Raw genomic sequence first — 17514 nt, 5'->3', positions numbered from 1 at the left:
GCGTACACGTGATGCGGACCAGCATACCAGTTTTGCCGATGCGCTCCGTGACAGCGGCCGCGCGGCGCACCGACTCCATCGCGCGTGAAAATTTCTCGCCCGCGATGTCGATTCGCGTCGCCGTCGCGCGTCGTGTTGTCGTAACCGATCGTTTTGCCGTCGCACCGTCGGCAAGCGCCCTGTTCCTTTTCAAGGAGAGACGACAATGCGCGTCATGGTCATCGTCAAAGCCACCGCCGATTCCGAATCCGGTCGGCTGCCCGACACCGACATGCTGGCCGCGATGGGCCAGTTCAACGAGGCACTCGTGAAAGCCGGCATCCTGCTCGCCGCCGACGGGTTGCACCCGAGCAGCCGCGGCAAGCGCGTGCACTTTTCCGGCAAGAACCGCACGGTCGTCGACGGCCCGTTCTCCGAAACGAAGGAGCTCGTCGCCGGCTACTGGCTGTGGCAGGTGAAATCGATGGAGGAAGCCGTCGAATGGGTGAAGCGCTGCCCGAACCCGATGCCCGGCGACTCGGACATCGAGATCCGCCCGCTGTACGAACTCGAGGAATTCGGCGACGCGTTTACGCCCGAGCTTCAGGAGCAGGAAGCGCGCATCGTCGCGGAAATGGACGCGCGGCAGAAGCGCTGAGCGGGGCAAGCGGGCGGTGTGGGCGCAGCCCGCCTGTACCCAAATGAGCCGGTTGACGAAGCCCCGGTCATTAACGTATCGTTTTGACACGTTACTGACCGGGGCTTCGTCATGCATTCCCGTTTCGACCGTTTCCGCTTGACCGCGCTCGGCGCCCAGCTCGAAGCGCTGATCGAACAGCCCGAGCGCTATCTCGAGTTCGCGGCGCTGTCGCGCGTCGGCGTCGCCGCGATCGGCGCGATCCAGGACGAGATCGCGCACAAATTCCCCGAAATCGAAGCCGACACGACGGCCCGCCAATTCTGCGGCGCGATGGTCGCCGACGTCATGCGCCGCCACGGCCACGAGGTCGTGCAGGCGCGCGGGCGGCTCGGCGGTGCGCTGTTCAGCTATGGCGCGGTGTTCAGCGCATCCCCGCACCGGCTGCCGTTCGCCGACATCGTCGCCGCGCTGGCGCGCATGCCGGCCCGGCTCGCCGCTTACGCCGCGCACGTACCGGCCGCGCTGGCCACGCGCCGCCCGGCCGGCACCGGCTTCTCGCTGGTCGAACATGCGTGCCACCTGCGCGATCTCGATGCGGTGTTCGCCGCGCGCATCGACGCCGTGCGCACGGCCGAGCTTCCCGCGATCGAATCCGTCGACGGCACCGCGCTCGCCGCGCAACGCGACTATCTCGCGCAGCCGCTCGATCTCGCCGTCGCGGCATTCGGCAGTGGCCGCGCCGCGCTGTGCGCCACCGCGGCCGCGCTGGAGCCAGCGCAACTCCAACGGTGCGGGCTGCGCGACGGCATCCGCCGCATGTCGCTCGACGAACTCGTGCGCGAACTGCTCGATCACGACCGCACGCACGTGCTCGAACTCGACGAACTGCTCGCGGAACTCGAATTGCCGCCCCTGCCTGCAGCGGCGGCCGCATGATCGCGCCCGCGCCCGTCGTCTCCATTCACGGTTTCATCGGCACGTTCGACGTGCACGGCTGGCACGGCCCGCATCTTTGCTCCGACCTGCTCGGCTACGGCGCGCATCCTATGCAAATCGTCCGCCTGACAACCCGTAGGGTTCGCCGAAATATGGTTGAAAGGCGCGATTGCTAAAGTCGTCGCAACAGGGTTTTCCCGGCCTCCCGCCCCGGACTGGAACGACACATGCAAGGATCGATGAACCTGGCACGTACTTTCTGGCTGCTACTGCTGCTCGCCGTCACGAGCCCTGCGTTCGCCTTTCATGCGCGGGTCGTCGCGATTCCAAGCGCCGCGATGAGCGAAACGCTGAAGGCCACCATCGTGCTGCCCGACGATTACGCACGCGACAACCACGGCGAGCGCTACCCCGTCGTCTATCTGCTGCACGGCTCGGGCGGCGACCATACCGACTGGACGTCGAACACGCACATCGCCGCGCTGGCCGACCGCTATCGCGTGATCCTCGTGATGCCCGACGGCGGACATGAAAGCTGGTACATCGACAGCCCGTTCGATTCGGGCAGCCGCTACGAGACCTTCGTCGGCGATGAAGTCGTGTCCTATGTCGACCTGCATTTCCGCACGATCGCCGCCCAGCACGCGCGCGCGATCACCGGGCTCAGCATGGGCGGCTTCGGCGCCCTGCGCATCGCGCTCGACCGGCCCGACACGTTCGGCGCGGTGGGCAGCATCAGCGGCGCGGTCGATCCGCGCTGCTGCACGGACGAGCCGGGGATCGCACACGTGTTCGGCGATCCCGATCGCCATCCGTCGTTCTGGAACCGAAACGTGATCGTCGAAAACGCGCGGGCATTCGTGCGCGCCCATCTCGACCTGACGATCGATTGCGGCCGCGACGACGCATTCGTCGACTCGAACCGCACGCTGCACGAACGGCTCGTCGCGCTCGGCGTGCCGCACGACTATGCGGAGCGGCCGGGCGGCCATACGTGGGACTACTGGGCGAATGCGATCCGCTACCAGATGCGGTTCTTCGCGACGTCGTTCCAGCATCGCGGCTATGCGTACCGTGCCGCGCCGCCTGCACCGGGTATGACGCGCGCGGGCTGACGCACGAAAAAGAGAAACGACGAAGCCGTCAGTTGCCGTGCGTGGTGTCCGCGCCGACGACGCGATCGAAGAATTCCTGCGCACGCGCCAGCTCGTCGAGCGCGCGATCGAGACGCGACATCGCGCGTGCGTATTCGGCCGACGAGCCGTCGTCGTCGCTTTCGCCGCGCACCGCGCGAAACGCCTGATCGACGTTGCGCGTCGCTTCGACGAAGCGTTGTGCGGCCCGGGCTTCCGGCGAACAGATGTGGGTCGACATCGACACTCCTCCGTCAGGATTGCAGTGTGAAGCACGCCGACGCCCAGTGTGCGTGGTACGCATGTCGGCGACGTGAACCACGACCCGTCGCGTGTCGACGCATCGGCCGCCGCACCGCGCGCTTCGTGCCGATTGTCGCTCCGCGCTCGTCGATCCGCTACGGCGAGATTGCAACAAATTCTTGCGCGAACGGCGTCGCGCCCGGCGTCACGCGCGCCCGATGCGCGGATGCGCGAGCCCGGCGAACGCGGCCGCCTCGCCCGGCGACAGGTCGAACAGATCGCCGGTGAGATCGCGCGGATGCTCGGCCGCCGGCCGGTTGCGCAGGCGCGCGACATGCGTGGGCGCCACGTACGCGGCCGCCGTTTCGAGCGGCGGCACGTCGAACAGATCGCGCGTGACGCCGCGCACGGCGTCGGTCGGCGAACGGCCGCGCAAGCGCGCGACCAGCTCGACGAAGCGATCGAAATCGCCCGCGCGCGTGGCCTTGTTCACTTCCGCGAGATCGCGCGCCTTCAGCACGCATGGCTGCGCGAGCCGCACGAAATACGGTGCCTCGAGCTCGACCGACAGCGCGAGCGGATAGCTCTTGCCCGTCTGCTCCTTCGCACGCCCGATGCAGTCAACCACGGCCGCGCCCTGCGCGGCGCCCAGCGGCCTGCCCGTGCTCACGCTGCGCAGATGGTCGGGAAACACGCGCAACTGCGTACCGACCGTCAGCGCGGTGGACGACGCGCACACGAGCGCGTAATGCTGCTCGCGACGCCGGCCCGACGGCAACGTCGAGCGGCTGGCGATGAACGTGTGCGGCGGCAACGGCCGCACCTGACCGCTTGCGTCGACCCACGCATTCCACAGCAGCGCGTCCTTGCGCTCGCCCGCGCGCGGACGCGACGCGACCGGCGAAAACAATGCGAGCAGCGAACCCGTGCGATGCGCGGCGACTTGCGCGCTGCTGCCGAGCGGCTGGTTGATGCCCCACAGAAAACGCCCGCCGCCGAGCCGGCGCTCCCATTCCTTGCGGAGCACGACGGTCGGCAATTCCTCGCCGGACTCGGCGCCGATCTTGGTCCAGCAGAACGTGGGTGGGAGGTGTTTCAGTGTCATCAACTTTCTCGGGGATACAGCCTCGCTGCTGACAGCAAGCCCATTCAACAGCCGTAACTGTATAGGTATAATGCATCGCATGGAAGCCCCGGACCAAGATTTTCCCGTTCAAGACCTGTTGCGCCGCTTGATGGCAGACACACGCTCGTCCAGCGAAATTGCGCGACTTTCCGGGGTCAGCCAGCCAACCGTGTCGCGCCTTCGGCTGTCGAACGGGCGCCGGCTGCGCCGCAGCGCGCCATTCAACAAGCTATGCAGTTTCTATGGCGTCGATACCGAGCCGTCACGGCGCCGGTACAACGACCTGCTGCGCGACGCGATCGTCGACGCGTGGGACGGGTCGGACGAGCACGGGCGCGCGCTGCTGGTCGTGATTCAGGGGCTGAAGGGTTTGCAGGCGAAGGCGGACGACGGGTGATGTCGCCAACGTGCCCGGTCATTCATCGGGATTGAACGGGATCGGCGCGCGCGCCCGCATCGGCGCAGGCGCGCCGTTTTCTCCATGCGCAGCGCAGCGGCTCGCGAGCATCACATCGCGCGCCGCGGCATCGAGGCGCGGATAGCCGGTGCCAGTCATGACATGCGCGGCGACGATTCGGCCCGCGCATCGGTTTCCAGTTCGACGAGCGCGGTGCCGTGTTCGCCCCTGCCGTCGTCCTGGCGGCGCCGCGTCAGCCGTCAGCCGTCGCACGCCGCGCTGCATTGCGCGAGCGAATTCTCCTTGCTGCGAAAAACCAGCGGCTGCTCGTCACGCGGCGCGCGACGTCGCGCGAACTGCACGGCCTGTTCGATCTGACCGTGATGAGCCGACTTCGCACACACCGGATCGGCTTCCTTCGGATCGCCGGCCAGCAGGTACGCCTGACACCGGCAACCGCCGTGATCCGCATGCCGCTCGTCGCACGTGCGACACGGCTCGCGCATCCAGTCGTCGCCGCGAAATGCATTGAACGCATCGCTGTCGTACCAGATGTCCCGCAGCGAGCGATCGCGCACGTTCGGCAGCGCAAGCCCCGGCAGCGACCGCGCGGCATGGCACGGCAGCGCGGTGCCGTCCGGCGCGACGCCGAGGAACACCGAGCCCCAGCCGTTCATGCACGCCTTCGGGCGGCGCTCGAAATAGTCGGGCACGACGAACAGGATCTTGCAGCGCTCGCCGATCAGCTTCCGATAGCGGTTGACCGTGTCCTCGGCCTCGCGCACCTGCTCGACGGTCGGCATCAACTGGTCGCGATTGAGCATCGCCCAGCCGTAGTACTGCGTGTTCGCGAGTTCCAGGTAATCGGCGCCGAGATCGAGCGCCATCTCGATGATCTGCCCCACGTGCGGCAGGTTGTAGCGATGCAGCACGCAGTTGAGCACCATCGGGTAGCCGTGCGCCTTGATCAGCCGCGCGACGTCGCGCTTCAGTCCGAACGTGCGCGTGCTGGTCAGGAAATCGTTCAGCTCGCGCGTCGAATCCTGCAGCGACAACTGGATGTGGTCGAGCCCGGCGGCCTTGAGCCGCTCGATGCGCGCGACGTTCAGCCCGATGCCCGACGTGATCAGGTTCGTATAGAAGCCGAGCCCGCGCGCATGCGCGACGAGCGTCTCGAGGTCGCCGCGCTGCAGCGGCTCGCCGCCCGAGAAGCCGATTTGCGCGGCGCCGAGCGCGCGCGCATCGCTGATGACCGTGCGCCACGCGTCGGTGTCGAGTTCCGCGCCGTGCGTCGCGAAGTCGACCGGGTTGTAGCAGAACGCGCAGTGCAGCGGGCAGCGGTACGTGAGTTCCGCGAGCAGCCACAGCGGCGCGGACGGATGGGGCGTGTCGGGTGTCATGTCAGTCCAGCCAGCCGCGCAGTCGCGCATGATCGAGGAAACGGTAGACGTCGGTCGCGAGATCCGATTGCATGAACAGGCGCTCGAGCTCGCCGATGATGTCGTCCAGTTCGCGCGTGCCGTCGCAGCGCGCGAGAATCTCGCCGGCGCTCGGGTTGAGCTTGACCATACCCTCCGGATAGAGCAGCACGTACGCATCCTGGGCCGCCTCCCATTGCAGGCGGTACATGCCCCTGAGGCAGGGGCGCAGCGGCACGCCGCTGGCGGCTTCGATCGCGTTCATAGGGGGTAGGCCTTTTCGACGGCGTCGAGCATCGACCACAGGATGTCGAGCTTGAATTGCAGAATGCCGAGCGCGCGCTGCTGCGCGTCCGGTGTCGTGAAATGCTGCAGCGTGACCGCGAGCCCATGCTCGACGTCGCGCTGCGCGAGCGGCACGCGGCTGCGAAAGTAATGCAGCCCGGCCGGCTCGATCCACGGGTAATGCGACGGCCAGCCCGCGAGCCGGTCGAGATGGATCTGCGGCGCGAACATCTCGGTCAGCGACGAGCACACCGCTTCCTGCCACGGCGCGCGCCGCGCGAAGTTCACGTACGCGTCCACCGCGAAACGCACGCCGGGCAGCACGTGTTCGAGCGACCACAGCTCGTCACGCGTCAGACCGCATGCCTCGCCGAGCCGCACCCACGCCTCGATGCCGCCTTCGTTGTCGCCCTGCCCGTCGTGGTCGATCAGCCGCTGGATCCAGCGGCGCCGCGTTTCGCGGTCGGGGCAGTTCGACAGGATCGCCGCATCCTTGAGCGGGATGCAGATCTGGTAATAGAAGCGGTTCGCGACCCAGCCGCGGATCTGCGTGGGCGAACAGGCGCCGCTGTTGAGCCGCCGGTTGAACGGATGATGGATGTGATAGCGCGATTCGAGCGCACGCAGGCGCGCCTCGAATTCGGTCGAGGTCCAGGGCGTCGCGTGCAACGCCGTAGCGGGGATCGGTGCGTTCATCGTCAGACCTGGAATTGCATGCCGTCGTGCGCGACGTCGATGCCGTGCGCGCGCAGGTGCGCGTGCTCGACGGAATGCGGATCGAGAATCGGGTTCGTGTTGTTGATGTGCGTGAGCACCTTGCGCGTGCGCGCGGGCAGCGTATCGAGCCAGTCGATCATGCCGGGCCGCCCGGGTTCCGCGCACTGCGCGAGATGTCCCATGTCGGCCGCGTGCTTGCCCGACAGGCCGAGATCGATCATCTCGGTGCCGGTCCAGAACGTGCCGTCCACCAGCACGAGATCGACGCCGTCCATGGCCGCACGTACCTCGTCGGTGACCGACGCGAGCCCCGGCGCATAGAACGCGCGCCGCCCGCTCGCGACGTCTTCGATCGACAGCGCGATGTTGTCGCCGGGCGCGGCCGACGCGCGTCGCGGCGAATAAGGCGGCGGCTTGCTGTCGACGGCGAGCGCGGTGAAACGGATCCCGCTCGCGGCCGGCACCGCGAACGGCTCGCCGGGCACGATCGTGTGCGCGGCCACGCCGCAGTAATGGCCGAGCAGCGGCACGAGCGGCAAGCCGGTCGACAGGTCGTCGAGCACCGGCGCGCTCGCGTAAAGCGGCAGCGGCGTCGAACGCTCGCGCAGCATCAGCAGGCCCGTCACGTGATCGATCTGCGCGTCGCACAGCACCACGGCGGCAATGCCGCTGTCGCGAATCGCGCGCGCCGGTTGCAGGTCCGGATCCGCGCGCAACTGGGAAAGGATGTCGGGCGACGCGTTGACGAGGACCCAGTCGACGCCGTCGTCGCTGACCGCGATCGACGACTGCGTGCGCGGCAGCACATGGCCGCTTCCGCTGCGCGCACGGCGGCAGTTCGCGCAATTGCAGTTCCATTGCGGCAGCCCGCCGCCGGCTCCCGAGCCGAGTATCTTGATCTTCATGGCGTCAGCTCCCGAGGCCGCCCGCGCCGATCACGGCGAAACGGGCGGCACGCACGGCGATCAGCGGTTGGCGATGTACATCGTGATTTCGAAGCCGAAACGCAGGTCGGTGTAAGACGGTGTCGTCCACTGCATGGTGTGTCTCCTGTCTGAATTGATGAGTCGATGAGTCGATGCGTTGCTGGATGAATCGAACGACCGCGGCAATCGAGCGGTCGGTTTCTATTCAGCAAGGAGCGTGCCGAAGCCGCTTTTCGGCGGCCCGGCGGCGGTAGACGGCCATCATCCGGGCATCGCGGCGGAATCCTTACGAATAGCCGACACGATTCGCGCGAATGCGTTCCGCCACCCCGGCGGAACGCTGTCCGCGCGTGGTCACAGGTGTTGAATCGTTGAACACCGGTGTTGCAACTTGACACACCGGCTGTGACAGGTCGCGCGCAGCGCGACGGCGCGTCAGCTTTCGTCGGACGGCTGGCGCCCCGCGTCGGCGGCGGGCATCTTCCGGTAGATCGTGTTGCGCGAGACGCCGAGCGCGCGCGCCGCGGCGGACACGTTGCCGCCGTGACGGGCCAGCGCGGCGGCGATCGCGGACGCGGCGACGTCCTGCAGGCGCGCATCGACGGAAGGCAACGCGTCCGCGGCGCCCGGCCCGGCCGCGGTGCTCGCCGCGGCGGGCGAATCGGGCGTGGCCGGCACGGCCTGCCCGGTCTGCACGGCATCGCCGCGCCGCAGGTCATCGAAGAAGTCGTCCGGCAGGTGCTCGCGCCGGATTTCGCCATCGTCGTCGACCATGGCCGCCGCCGTACGCAGCAGGTTGCCGAGCTGGCGGAAGTTACCCGGCCACGTGCAGCGCACGAACAACTCCATGACGTCCGGCGCGACGGACAGCGGCGGCCCGCCCGGCCCCGCGAACGCCTCGCGTTGCAGCATCTTCTGCACGACGACCGCGAGATCCGTGCGGTCGCGCAACGGCGGCAGGCGCACCACGAGGCCGTTCAGCCGGTAGTAGAGATCCTCGCGGAAACGGTTCTGCGCGATCATCTCGCGCAAGTCGCGGTGCGTCGCGCAGATGATCGCGATGTCCACGGCAATCGTCTTCGTCGACCCGAGCGGGTTCACGAGGCGCTCCTGCAGCACGCGCAGCAGCCGCACCTGCAGCGGATACGGCATGTCGCCGATCTCGTCGAGGAACAGCGTGCCGCCGTTCGCCTGCAGCAGCTTGCCGATCGCCCCCTTGCGGCGCGCGCCGGTAAATGCGCCCTCCTCGTAGCCGAACAGCTCGGACTCGATCAGCGTCTCCGGAATCGACGCGCAGTTGACCGCGACGAACGGCGCGTCGCGCCGCGGCGAGTCGTTGTGGATCGCCTGCGCGAGCAGTTCCTTGCCGGTGCCGGTCTCGCCGGTGATCAGGATCGGGATGTCCTTGCCGATCACCTTGCGCACCTTCGCGATCACGCACGCGACCTGCGCATCGCCGGTGTCGAGATAGTTGAGCCGCGACAGGCCGGCCGACGTGCCGGCCGCCGGCGCGGGCGCCGCGTTCGCGCGTGCGGCCGGCGCGCCCGCGTCGTGGACGTCCGTCGGCCGGCTGCCTTCGGCGAGCGTCGCGCGGCGGAAGTGCACGCGCGCGCAGACCACCGCGCCGTTGCCGAGATTGAGCATCAGGTGCCGGTCGGTGCTCGCGCGCATGCGGTCGATCAGCTGCGCACTGGTGACGTCGAACAGCGACGACAGCGTGTGCGCGCGCAGCGCCGAGAGCGGCATGCCGAGCTGGAACTGCGCGCTGCGATTGGCCGACAGGAAGCGCCCGTCGGCGGTGAACGCGACGATCCCCTCCATCAGCGTGCCGAGGAACTCGGGGCGGCCATGAAACGACACCTGCAGCGTTTCCTGAAAGGTCGTCGTAAACAGGTGATTCTCGATCATCTGCACCGACATCTTCGCGAGCGCCATCGTATGCTGGTGATAGCTGCGGTGGTCGCCCGTCACGTCGAGCACGCCGATCGCGTCGCCGTACGGATCGAGGATCGGCACGCTCGAACAGGTCAGGAAGCGGTTCGCGGCCAGGAAGTGCTGGTCGCCGTGGACGACCATCGGGCACAGCTCTGCCAGCGCCGTGCCGATCGCGTTGGTGCCCTGCCGGCTCTCCGCCCAGTTCGCGCCCGGGCGCAGCGCGACCTTCTCCGCGCGGCGCAGGAAATCGTCGTCGCCGATCGAATGGAGGATCAGCCCTTCCGCATCGGTCAGCACGATCATGCTCTGCGTGTTGACGATCTGCTCGTGCAGCGTCTCCATCACCGGCATCGCGTGCACGCACAGCACCCGGCTCTGCTCGCGCTTGAGCACCAGCGCCGCGTTCGACAGCACGTCGTAGTCGGGTCGTGCCGATACCTGGAGGCCGAACGTCTCCGAGCGCTCGTGGGCCTTCTGGATCGACGGCGCGGGCCAGCCAGCGGGATGCGCGGCCCGTGACCCGGCCGCCTGCTCTACGTCATCGCGCATTGTCTCCTCCGGGGGATCCTTCCGGTCAACTGCCGGACTCTTTGCCGTCATTGCAAGCAAGCATCGGGCCACGCGAGCGCCGCGCGATAAATTGAAAGGACGATGTAATGAATCATCCGGGCGCGGCCGGGCGTGTCGTGTCGCGTCGCGCGACGGGCAGGCCTTCGTGATACCGCGAATTCCCGACGCGTGACTACCCGTGCGAATCCGGATCCTCGCGGCTGGCGCGTTTCTGGCTTCATCGCAGAACCCATCCGGCCGCTGCCCGGCCGCGTGACGGTTGCCTTCCGATTCCGCCCGAACCCTATCGACATGACGCGTCGCCCGATTCGATCCACGCCATCGCCTGCCATGCGGGCCTTGCCCGACGCATCGACGTCACCGCCCACGCCCGTTCGCCGACACCTGCACCGGGACGCGCAATCGATCGCGTTCGCCGTGGCCGGCGCCGCGCAAGGCCATCCGGTCGTCGTACTGCACGGCGGGCCCGGCAGCGGCAGCCAGGCCGGCATCCTGCGGCTGTTCGACCTTGCCCGCGTGCGCGTCGTGCTCGTCGACCAGCGCGGTGCGGGCGCGTCGACACCGCGCGGCGGCACGCGTCACAACGACACCGCGCGGCTGATCGCGGATCTCGAAGCGGTGCGCGATCAGCTCGGCATCGCACGCTGGGGCGTCGTCGGCGGATCGTGGGGCGCCGCGCTCGCGCTCGCATATGCAGGCACGCATCCGGAGCGGGTGACGGGCGTCGTGCTGCGCGGCCTGTTCCTGACGTCGCCACGCGAAGTCCGTGGACTCTTCGTGACGTCCCGCACGCGCGCGCCGCGCGAATGGCGGCGCCTGCATGCCGCGGCCGGCGGCGGCCGGCCGGAGCGACTGCTGTCGCGCTGCGCTGCGGGGCTGCGCCGCGGCGCGAGCACAACCCGGCAGCGCATAGTCGCGCTCGCGTGGCACGCATACGAAAACGCGATCCTCGCGTCAGTACGCACACGCCGCTCGCCCGTGCGCCCGATTCGGTCCCAGAAGACCGTCGGCCGGCTGATCGACAAATACCGGATCCAGGCGCACTACCTGCAACACGATTGCTGGCTCGGCGAGCGCCGCGTACTCGCGCTCGCGCGACGGGCCGCACTGGCCCACGTGCCGCTGTTCGCCGCGCACGGGATGGACGATCCCGTTTGCCCGGTCGGCAACGTCGAGCGCCTCGCGCGCGCCGTGCCCGACGCGACAATCGAACGCGTGAAGGCCGGGCATCTGGCAAGCGATCCCGCATTGGCGCGCAGCGTCGCCCGCGCCGTGAATGCGATGTTCGCGACGGTGCCGTTCACGTGACGACCCGGCGCTCGTTCGTGTCGCGACGGGACCGCACACGCAGCCGCATCACGCTCAATCCCACGCATAGCGCATGCCGACCCACGCGCCGCGCGGCGCGCCCGGCCCGACGAACTGCTCGTTCACCGGATTGGCGCCGTCGAACGTATGGTTCGCCCCGTTGAAGAAATTCTGGCCCAGTGCGCCGAAGCTCGCGTAGCGCTTGTCGAACAGGTTCGTCACGCTCGCGAACACCTCGAACCGCTTCGTGACCCGGTAACGCATGTCGAGATCGACCAGCACGTAGCCGGCGATCCGGCCGTTCACGTCGCCGTTGTTCTCGTCGCCGCGCGCGTACACGCCGCTACGCCACACGACGTTCGCGCCGATGTCCCACGCGGACGTCGCCGCATAGTCGAGCCGCAGTTTCACCGTATGCGCGGGAATGCCGGGGATGCGGTCGCCCGGCTTGACCGTCACGTTGCCGTTCGCGTCGGCCGCCGAATTGGCGGGGCTGTGTTCGGTCCACGACGATCGGTAGGTCGCATCGACATGGCTGTACGACAGCCCGACACCGAGCGGGCCGAACCGCGTGCGGCCGGCGAGCTCGATCCCCTGCCGCCGCGTATCGCCGACGTTGCGGAAGTAGCCCTGCGCGCTGGCCGGGCTGCTGATGAACTGGATGTCGCCGGTCAGCGTCGTGCGGTAGGCCGCGGCGCTCCAGGTCGTCGCCGCGCCGATGCGGCCGCGCACGCCGGCTTCGAACGTCTTCGAGATCACCGGCTTGAGCGCCGGGTCGGCGATGAAGTCGTTCGGCAGCGAACACGGCGCGGCCGGGTCCGCGCACGCGAGTTCGATCGCGGTCGGCGAACGCATGCCTTCGTTGTAGGCCGCATACGCGGTGAAGCCCGCGACCGGGTTCCAGTTGAGCCCGACCGCCGGGTTGAAGCGCGAGAACACGTGGGTGCCGTCGAGTAGCGGCTGCACGCCGCTCTCGTCGCCGATCTGCGCTTTCGACCAGTCGTAGCGGCCCGACAGCGTCAGCGTCCAGTGCGGCGTCAGCGACAGCGCGTCGCTCAAGTACACGCCGACATTCGCGTTGCGCGTCTTCGCGCTGGTCCGCGGGACGAAATCGCCGATGCCGATCGCCGCGCGCGCGTCGGTGAAAGACGCGTCCTGCGATGAGGCAACGTAGCTCGAGTTCGCGACATCGGCCGAGACGCCCGCGACCAGCCGGTTCGCCATCCCGCCGAGCTTGCCGAGCAGCGTGAGCTGCACGCTGCCGCCGTAGCTGTCGGTGACGATCGTCGATTGCGCGTTACTGCCCTGCATCGTGTCGACCGTGCCATCGTCGTCCACCGATCCGTAATCCGTATTGTTGTTGCTGCTCGTGTTGACGTTGCGCAGGTGCCGGTAGTACGCATTGCCGCTCAGCTCGACGTCTTCGCCGAAAAAGCGCTCGCCCGACAGCGTCAGGTAGCCCGCGCTGTTGCGGTTCCGGTCCGGATACGTATATGCCTGCTTCCGGTTGTCGAGGAACGAGCGCGGGATCGTCTGGGTGCCGGACAGCGTGTTGTCCGCGCCGCCTGCGGCGATCGACAGCGTCGTGTCCGCATCGGTGTAGCGCAGCTTGCCGAACGCCTGCCGCACGCGGCTCGCGTTATGGTCGGCCCAGCCACCGTCGTTCGCGACGTTTGCAGTCGCGTAATAGTCCAGATTCGAGCCGATCGTCCCGCCCTGCTCGACGCTGGCGGTCTTGCGGCCCCATGAGCCGCCCGACACCTCCGCTTCGCCGCCCGGGCTCGACCTGCCGTTCTTCGTCGTGATCGCGAGCGCACCGCCGAGCGTGTTGAGCCCGTACACCGGGTTGGAGCCCGGAATCAGCTGCACGCGGTCGATCGCCTGCGTGGGCAGGATGTCCCAGTTCACGACGTCGCCGAACGGCTCGTTCACGCGCACGCCGTCGACGAACACCGACAGCCCCTGCGGCGTGCCGAGCAGCGGCGACGCGGTGAAGCCGCGATAGTTGACGTCCGTCTGGTACGGGTTGCCCTGCGCATCCGAGATCGTCACGCTCTGCAGGTTCGCCGCGAAGAAATCGGCGAGCGTCGCGCGGTGCTGCGCGTCGAGTTCCGCCGCACGCACCGTCTGCACGTTCGCCGGCACCTCCGACAACGGCGTGCCGATCCCGAGCAGCGGCGTCGTGCCGACGACGACCACCGCGGGCAGCACGATGGCCGGCTCGGGCGGCGCGATCGCGCTGCCGTCGGCCTGCTGCTGCGCGCGCACGCTGCCGGGCGGCAGGCCGAACAGCGCCAGCGCGCCGACGGTCGTGCCGATGCATCGCGCACGCCGGCCGCGCCGCGTCGCGCCGGCGCGCACGGCGCCATTTGGTCTCCTGATCATTCCATTGTCTCCGCACTTGTTTTCCGCCGGGCCGCGCGATGCACCGCGCGGCGCCGGGTTGTCGCGAAACCCGCGTGCGAGAACCGTGCCAGCGCCGCGAGCGCAAGCGGTGCGCGCCGCGTCGCCCCTCGCTTTGCGAAACGCATGCGTTCGGCCGATGTCCCGCTGTTCTACGGACTGCGCCACCTGTCATGTTTGGCAACACTTCCCGCGCGACGGTGTACCTGAATGCAACACCTGCGCCGACGCCACGGCGCGGGTCGTCGATCGGCCCATCGCAAGCGATACGCCGGTGTGCCGCGCCACACCGGCTTCCTGCCGCGATGGCATGCGATTTGCGTGACGGGCAGTGCACTCGGCCCGGAAACCCCAACCGTGCCGGCGCGACGAATCGTTCGCGGCGGTGCGACCACAATGACCCAGGAGACAACCATGAAGAAACTCTCGGCTTCAGCGAGCCGGCTGGCGACGATCGGCATCGCGGTGGCAGCCGCCGTCGCGCTGAACCCCGGCCTCGTCGAAGCGGCCGCGGACTACCCGGCCGTGACCTACCAGCGCCTGACCGATGCACACGGCGATCCGGGCTGGCTGACCTACTACCGCACCTACGACGGCCGCTCGCATTCGCCGCTCAAGCAGATCGACCCGTCGAACGCGAAGGATCTCAAGCAGGTGTGGGCGTACAAGTTCCCCGCCGACCTGAAGCAGGGCTTCGAGGCCACGCCGATCGTCAACGGCAACTACCTGTTCGTGACGACGCCGAAGGACAACGTCTACGCATTCGATGCGAAGACCGGCAAGCAGCTGTGGAAATACGAGCCGAAACTCGGCGCGGCCTCGTTCAAGACCGCGTGCTGCGACGTCGTCAACCGCGGCGTCGCGCTGTACGGCAAGAACGTCTACATCGCGATGCTGAACGGCGAAATCGCGGCGCTCGACGCGCAGACCGGCAATCTCGTGTGGAAGAAGCAGATGTTCGAGCCGGGCCTCGGCTACGCGTTCTCGCTCGCGCCGCTCGCGATCGACGGCGCGATCGTCGTCGGCACGTCCGGCGGCGAATACGGGATTCGCGGCTACATCGCCGCGCTGAATCCGGAAGACGGCTCGCAGGTCTGGAAACGTTACACGATCCCCGCCGCCGGCGAAAAGGGCGCGGAAACCTGGCCCGACGGCATGCAGAGCCACGGCGGCGGCGCCGCGTGGCTGACCGGCACGTACGACGCCGCGTCGCGCACGCTGTACTGGGGCGTCGGCAACCCCGGCCCGTGGCTCGCGGCGCTGCGCCCCGGCGACAACCTGTATTCCGACTCGCTGCTCGCGCTCGATGCGAAGAGCGGCAACCTGAAGTGGCACTACCAGTACACGAACAACGACACGTGGGACTACGACGGCGTGAACGCGGCCGTCCTCGCGGACATCAAGTACAAGGGCAAGGACTACGACGCGATCATTCACGCGGATCGCAACGGCTTCTTCCATGCGATCGACCGCACGACCGGCAAGCTGATCTACGCGACGCCGTTCGTGAAAGCGTTGTCGGTCACCGGCTACACGGAAGACGGCAAGCCGATCCAGGACGCATCGAAGTTCCCGAAGGCCGGCACGACGATCGAGACGTGCCCGAGCTTCCTCGGCGGCAAGAACTGGTGGTCGATCTCGTACGACCAGGAACGCAACATCGCGGTCGTGCCCGCGCTGCATGCGTGCATGAGCCTGACCGGCAAGTCGGTCAGCTACATGGAAGGGCTGCCGTATCTCGGCGAAGGCTTCGAGATCAAGCCCGAACCGGGCAGCGAAGGCTACGGCGAACTGACGGCCATCGACGTGAACACCGGCAAGAAGCTGTGGAGCCACTGGTCGAAGAAGCCGTGGAACGGCGGCGTCGCGACCACGGCGAGCGGCCTCGCGTTCAGCGGCTCGCTCGACGGCCACCTGTACGCGTTCGATACGGCGACCGGCAAGGTTCTGTGGGAAAGCCCGCAACTGGCGAGCGGCATCATTTCGCAGCCGTCGGTGTACGAGGTCGACGGCAAGGAATATGTCGCCGTGCTCGCCGGCTATGGCGGCGCGAACCCGATCTGGGGTGGCCCGATGGCGGACATCGCGAAGGACGTTCCGCGCGGCGGCACGCTCTACGTGTTCGCGCTGAACTGACCCGGCGCCACGCCCGAGTCGCGCCCGCATGCGCCCGATGCGGGCGCGACGCCCCACCCGCTTCAACCGGACACACCACCATGAATACTCGCCTCACTTCCGTTACCGTCGCCAGTCTGCTCGCCGTGGGCGTGGCGCTGACACCGGCAGCCGCGTCGGCCGGCGTGCGCGTCTGCACGCTGCCCGGTAGCCCGACCACTGCGCTCGACCGCTCCGTTGCGCGCGAAGTGTTCCGCGCCGCGGGCATCGCCGCGACCTTCAACACACGCGGCGTAGACGACAACGGCGACGACGACGGCATCTCCGCCAGCGAGCTGACGAAATCGCTCGAACGCGACTGCGACGTGATCGCCGGTTTCCCGCGTTCGGCGATCGCCGATGCGTCGGGATCGAAAATGACGTTCTCGCAGGGCTATCTGCGCTCAGGCTACGTCAGCGTGTCGCTGCCCGATGCGCCAGCGCCGTCCGGCGCCAAGGAAACGATCGCGGCCACGTACGGCAGCCCGTCGCAACTGATCGCCGCGCAGCAGGCGAACGCACGCTTCGACCTCGAGAACACGAGCGAGAAAACGATCGGCGCGCTCGCCGCGGGCCGCGCGCAGCGCGCGATCGTCTGGTACCCGAGCGTCGTCGCGTACGAGCGTGCCCATCCGAAACAGCGGTTCAAGGTGGCGGCGACGTCGTCGCCGTACTCGGACTGGCAACTGTCGTTCGCATTCGGGCCGGGCAAGGACGCGCTGCAAAAGCGCATCGACGCGACGCTGTCGCAGATGAGCGGCAACGGCCGTCTCGCGTCGCTCACGCGCGGCTGGACGCTTCCCGCCGACATCGCGCAAGCCGCCGCCACGCACGCGCCCGGCCGGTTTCTCGACGGCGCGATCGCGTCCGCGCAGCGGCCGGCAAGGAGCGGCTTCATCAAGGTGTCGACGAGCGAAGGCAGCGGCGTCCCGTCGTTCGACCAGGCGCAGGTGCAGCACGGCAAGAAGCTCTACGGCGACGCGTGCGCGAAATGCCACGGCGACCAGCTCGAGGGCAATACCGCGCCCGCGCTGAGCGGGGAATCGTTCGCGCCCGAGGGCAAGTCGCACATCACGGTCGGCGGCATCTTCCTGTACATGTCGAGCAACATGCCGGCCGATCGCCCCGGCAAGATGAGCGCACAGGAATACGAGGACCTGATGGCGTTCCTGCTCTACTCGAACGGCTACGACGCGTCGCAGAGCAAGCTGACCGCCGATATCGCCAACGCGTCGAAGGCGCCGCTCATCGCCGGGCCGCGCAAGTAACTTTCCCGCCCGCTTTCGTTTCGGTCGACCGCCGCGCCGGGCAGCCTGCCCGGCGCGCGGGCCCGGCTTTTTCTTT

At 68.2% G+C, this 17514-nt stretch carries 16 protein-coding genes and 1 pseudogene; 8 read left to right on the top strand and 9 right to left on the bottom strand.

What is annotated here, in order from left to right; genetic code table 11:
• The first annotated feature begins 205 nt into the window (after positions 1-205).
• The 4 genes and pseudogenes from JYG37_RS27590 to JYG37_RS27580 all read left to right on the top strand — a co-directional run bounded on the left by JYG37_RS27590 (position 206) and on the right by JYG37_RS27580 (position 2670).
• A complete protein-coding gene (locus tag JYG37_RS27590; RefSeq protein WP_089489645.1) occupies positions 206-637 on the top strand; it encodes a YciI family protein in 432 nt (143 codons plus the stop codon).
• 111 nt (positions 638-748) lie between these two features.
• Complete coding sequence (locus JYG37_RS27585) at positions 749-1555, top strand: DinB family protein (protein ID WP_089489646.1); 807 nt, start codon at positions 749-751, stop codon at positions 1553-1555.
• A pseudogene (locus JYG37_RS35095) lies at positions 1552-1662 on the top strand (alpha/beta fold hydrolase); the annotation flags it as partial. The gene JYG37_RS27585 and the pseudogene JYG37_RS35095, both read left to right, overlap by 4 nt.
• Positions 1663-1794: 132 nt before the next feature.
• Positions 1795-2670: an alpha/beta hydrolase gene (locus tag JYG37_RS27580; RefSeq protein WP_176016393.1), complete on the top strand. Its 876-nt coding sequence runs from the start codon at positions 1795-1797 to the stop codon at positions 2668-2670.
• Between the two features lie 28 nt (positions 2671-2698).
• On the opposite strand, the gene JYG37_RS27575 is transcribed toward JYG37_RS27580, so the two are convergent.
• Together JYG37_RS27575 and JYG37_RS27570 are read right to left on the bottom strand one after the other, a co-directional pair.
• Complete coding sequence (locus JYG37_RS27575) at positions 2699-2929, bottom strand: hypothetical protein (protein ID WP_050012266.1); 231 nt, start codon at positions 2927-2929, stop codon at positions 2699-2701.
• Between the two features lie 207 nt (positions 2930-3136).
• Positions 3137-4036, bottom strand: a complete 900-nt coding sequence (locus JYG37_RS27570; protein WP_050012265.1) for a hypothetical protein — start codon at positions 4034-4036, stop codon at positions 3137-3139.
• A gap of 79 nt (positions 4037-4115) precedes the next feature.
• On the opposite strand from JYG37_RS27570, the gene JYG37_RS27565 reads away from it, so the two are divergent.
• Positions 4116-4454: a helix-turn-helix domain-containing protein gene (locus JYG37_RS27565; RefSeq protein WP_050012264.1), complete on the top strand. Its 339-nt coding sequence runs from the start codon at positions 4116-4118 to the stop codon at positions 4452-4454.
• Positions 4455-4714: 260 nt separating this feature from the next.
• Here the strand turns inward: JYG37_RS27565 and pqqE are convergent, their stop codons facing one another.
• The 6 genes from pqqE to JYG37_RS27535 form a co-directional block, all read right to left on the bottom strand.
• Positions 4715-5854: a pyrroloquinoline quinone biosynthesis protein PqqE gene (gene pqqE, locus JYG37_RS27560; protein WP_124638880.1), complete on the bottom strand. Its 1140-nt coding sequence runs from the start codon at positions 5852-5854 to the stop codon at positions 4715-4717.
• 1 nt (position 5855) lies between these two features.
• Positions 5856-6137, bottom strand: coding sequence for a pyrroloquinoline quinone biosynthesis peptide chaperone PqqD (gene pqqD, locus JYG37_RS27555; RefSeq protein WP_006480620.1), 282 nt, complete (start codon positions 6135-6137; stop codon positions 5856-5858).
• Positions 6134-6853, bottom strand: coding sequence for a pyrroloquinoline-quinone synthase PqqC (gene pqqC / locus JYG37_RS27550; RefSeq protein ID WP_213346224.1), 720 nt, complete (start codon positions 6851-6853; stop codon positions 6134-6136). The genes pqqD and pqqC overlap by 4 nt, the downstream gene beginning before the upstream one ends.
• Positions 6854-6855: 2 nt before the next feature.
• Complete coding sequence (gene pqqB / locus JYG37_RS27545; RefSeq protein WP_050012261.1) at positions 6856-7779, bottom strand: pyrroloquinoline quinone biosynthesis protein PqqB; 924 nt, start codon at positions 7777-7779, stop codon at positions 6856-6858.
• A 60-nt stretch (positions 7780-7839) separates the two neighbouring features.
• On the bottom strand, positions 7840-7914 hold the full coding sequence (gene pqqA, locus JYG37_RS27540; protein WP_006485436.1) for a pyrroloquinoline quinone precursor peptide PqqA: 75 nt from the start codon (positions 7912-7914) through the stop codon (positions 7840-7842).
• 321 nt (positions 7915-8235) lie between these two features.
• Entirely contained in the window at positions 8236-10284 is a 2049-nt protein-coding gene (locus JYG37_RS27535; protein ID WP_050012260.1) for a sigma-54-dependent Fis family transcriptional regulator, read from the bottom strand.
• A 351-nt stretch (positions 10285-10635) separates the two neighbouring features.
• On the opposite strand from JYG37_RS27535, the gene JYG37_RS27530 reads away from it, so the two are divergent.
• Positions 10636-11613 carry an alpha/beta fold hydrolase gene (locus JYG37_RS27530; RefSeq protein WP_050012259.1) on the top strand — a complete coding sequence of 326 codons (978 nt, stop codon included), beginning with the start codon at positions 10636-10638 and terminating at the stop codon, positions 11611-11613.
• Between the two features lie 54 nt (positions 11614-11667).
• On the opposite strand, the gene JYG37_RS27525 is transcribed toward JYG37_RS27530, so the two are convergent.
• Positions 11668-13998 (bottom strand): TonB-dependent receptor, encoded by a 2331-nt coding sequence (locus JYG37_RS27525; RefSeq protein ID WP_213346223.1) that lies wholly within the window; start codon positions 13996-13998, stop codon positions 11668-11670.
• Positions 13999-14430: 432 nt separating this feature from the next.
• Between JYG37_RS27525 and JYG37_RS27520 the strand changes: the two genes are divergently transcribed.
• Positions 14431-16152 (top strand): methanol/ethanol family PQQ-dependent dehydrogenase, encoded by a 1722-nt coding sequence (locus tag JYG37_RS27520; RefSeq protein ID WP_050012257.1) that lies wholly within the window; start codon positions 14431-14433, stop codon positions 16150-16152.
• Between the two features lie 80 nt (positions 16153-16232).
• Positions 16233-17438 (top strand): c-type cytochrome, encoded by a 1206-nt coding sequence (locus tag JYG37_RS27515; protein ID WP_089489651.1) that lies wholly within the window; start codon positions 16233-16235, stop codon positions 17436-17438.
• The last annotated feature ends 76 nt before the right edge of the window (positions 17439-17514 follow it).

It is taken from the genome of Burkholderia sp. LAS2 (assembly GCF_018417615.1).
GTDB lineage: Bacteria > Pseudomonadota > Gammaproteobacteria > Burkholderiales > Burkholderiaceae > Burkholderia > Burkholderia sola.
The sequence above is the reverse complement of the archived record's forward strand: the minus strand, read 5'-3'. Positions and strand labels throughout refer to the sequence as shown.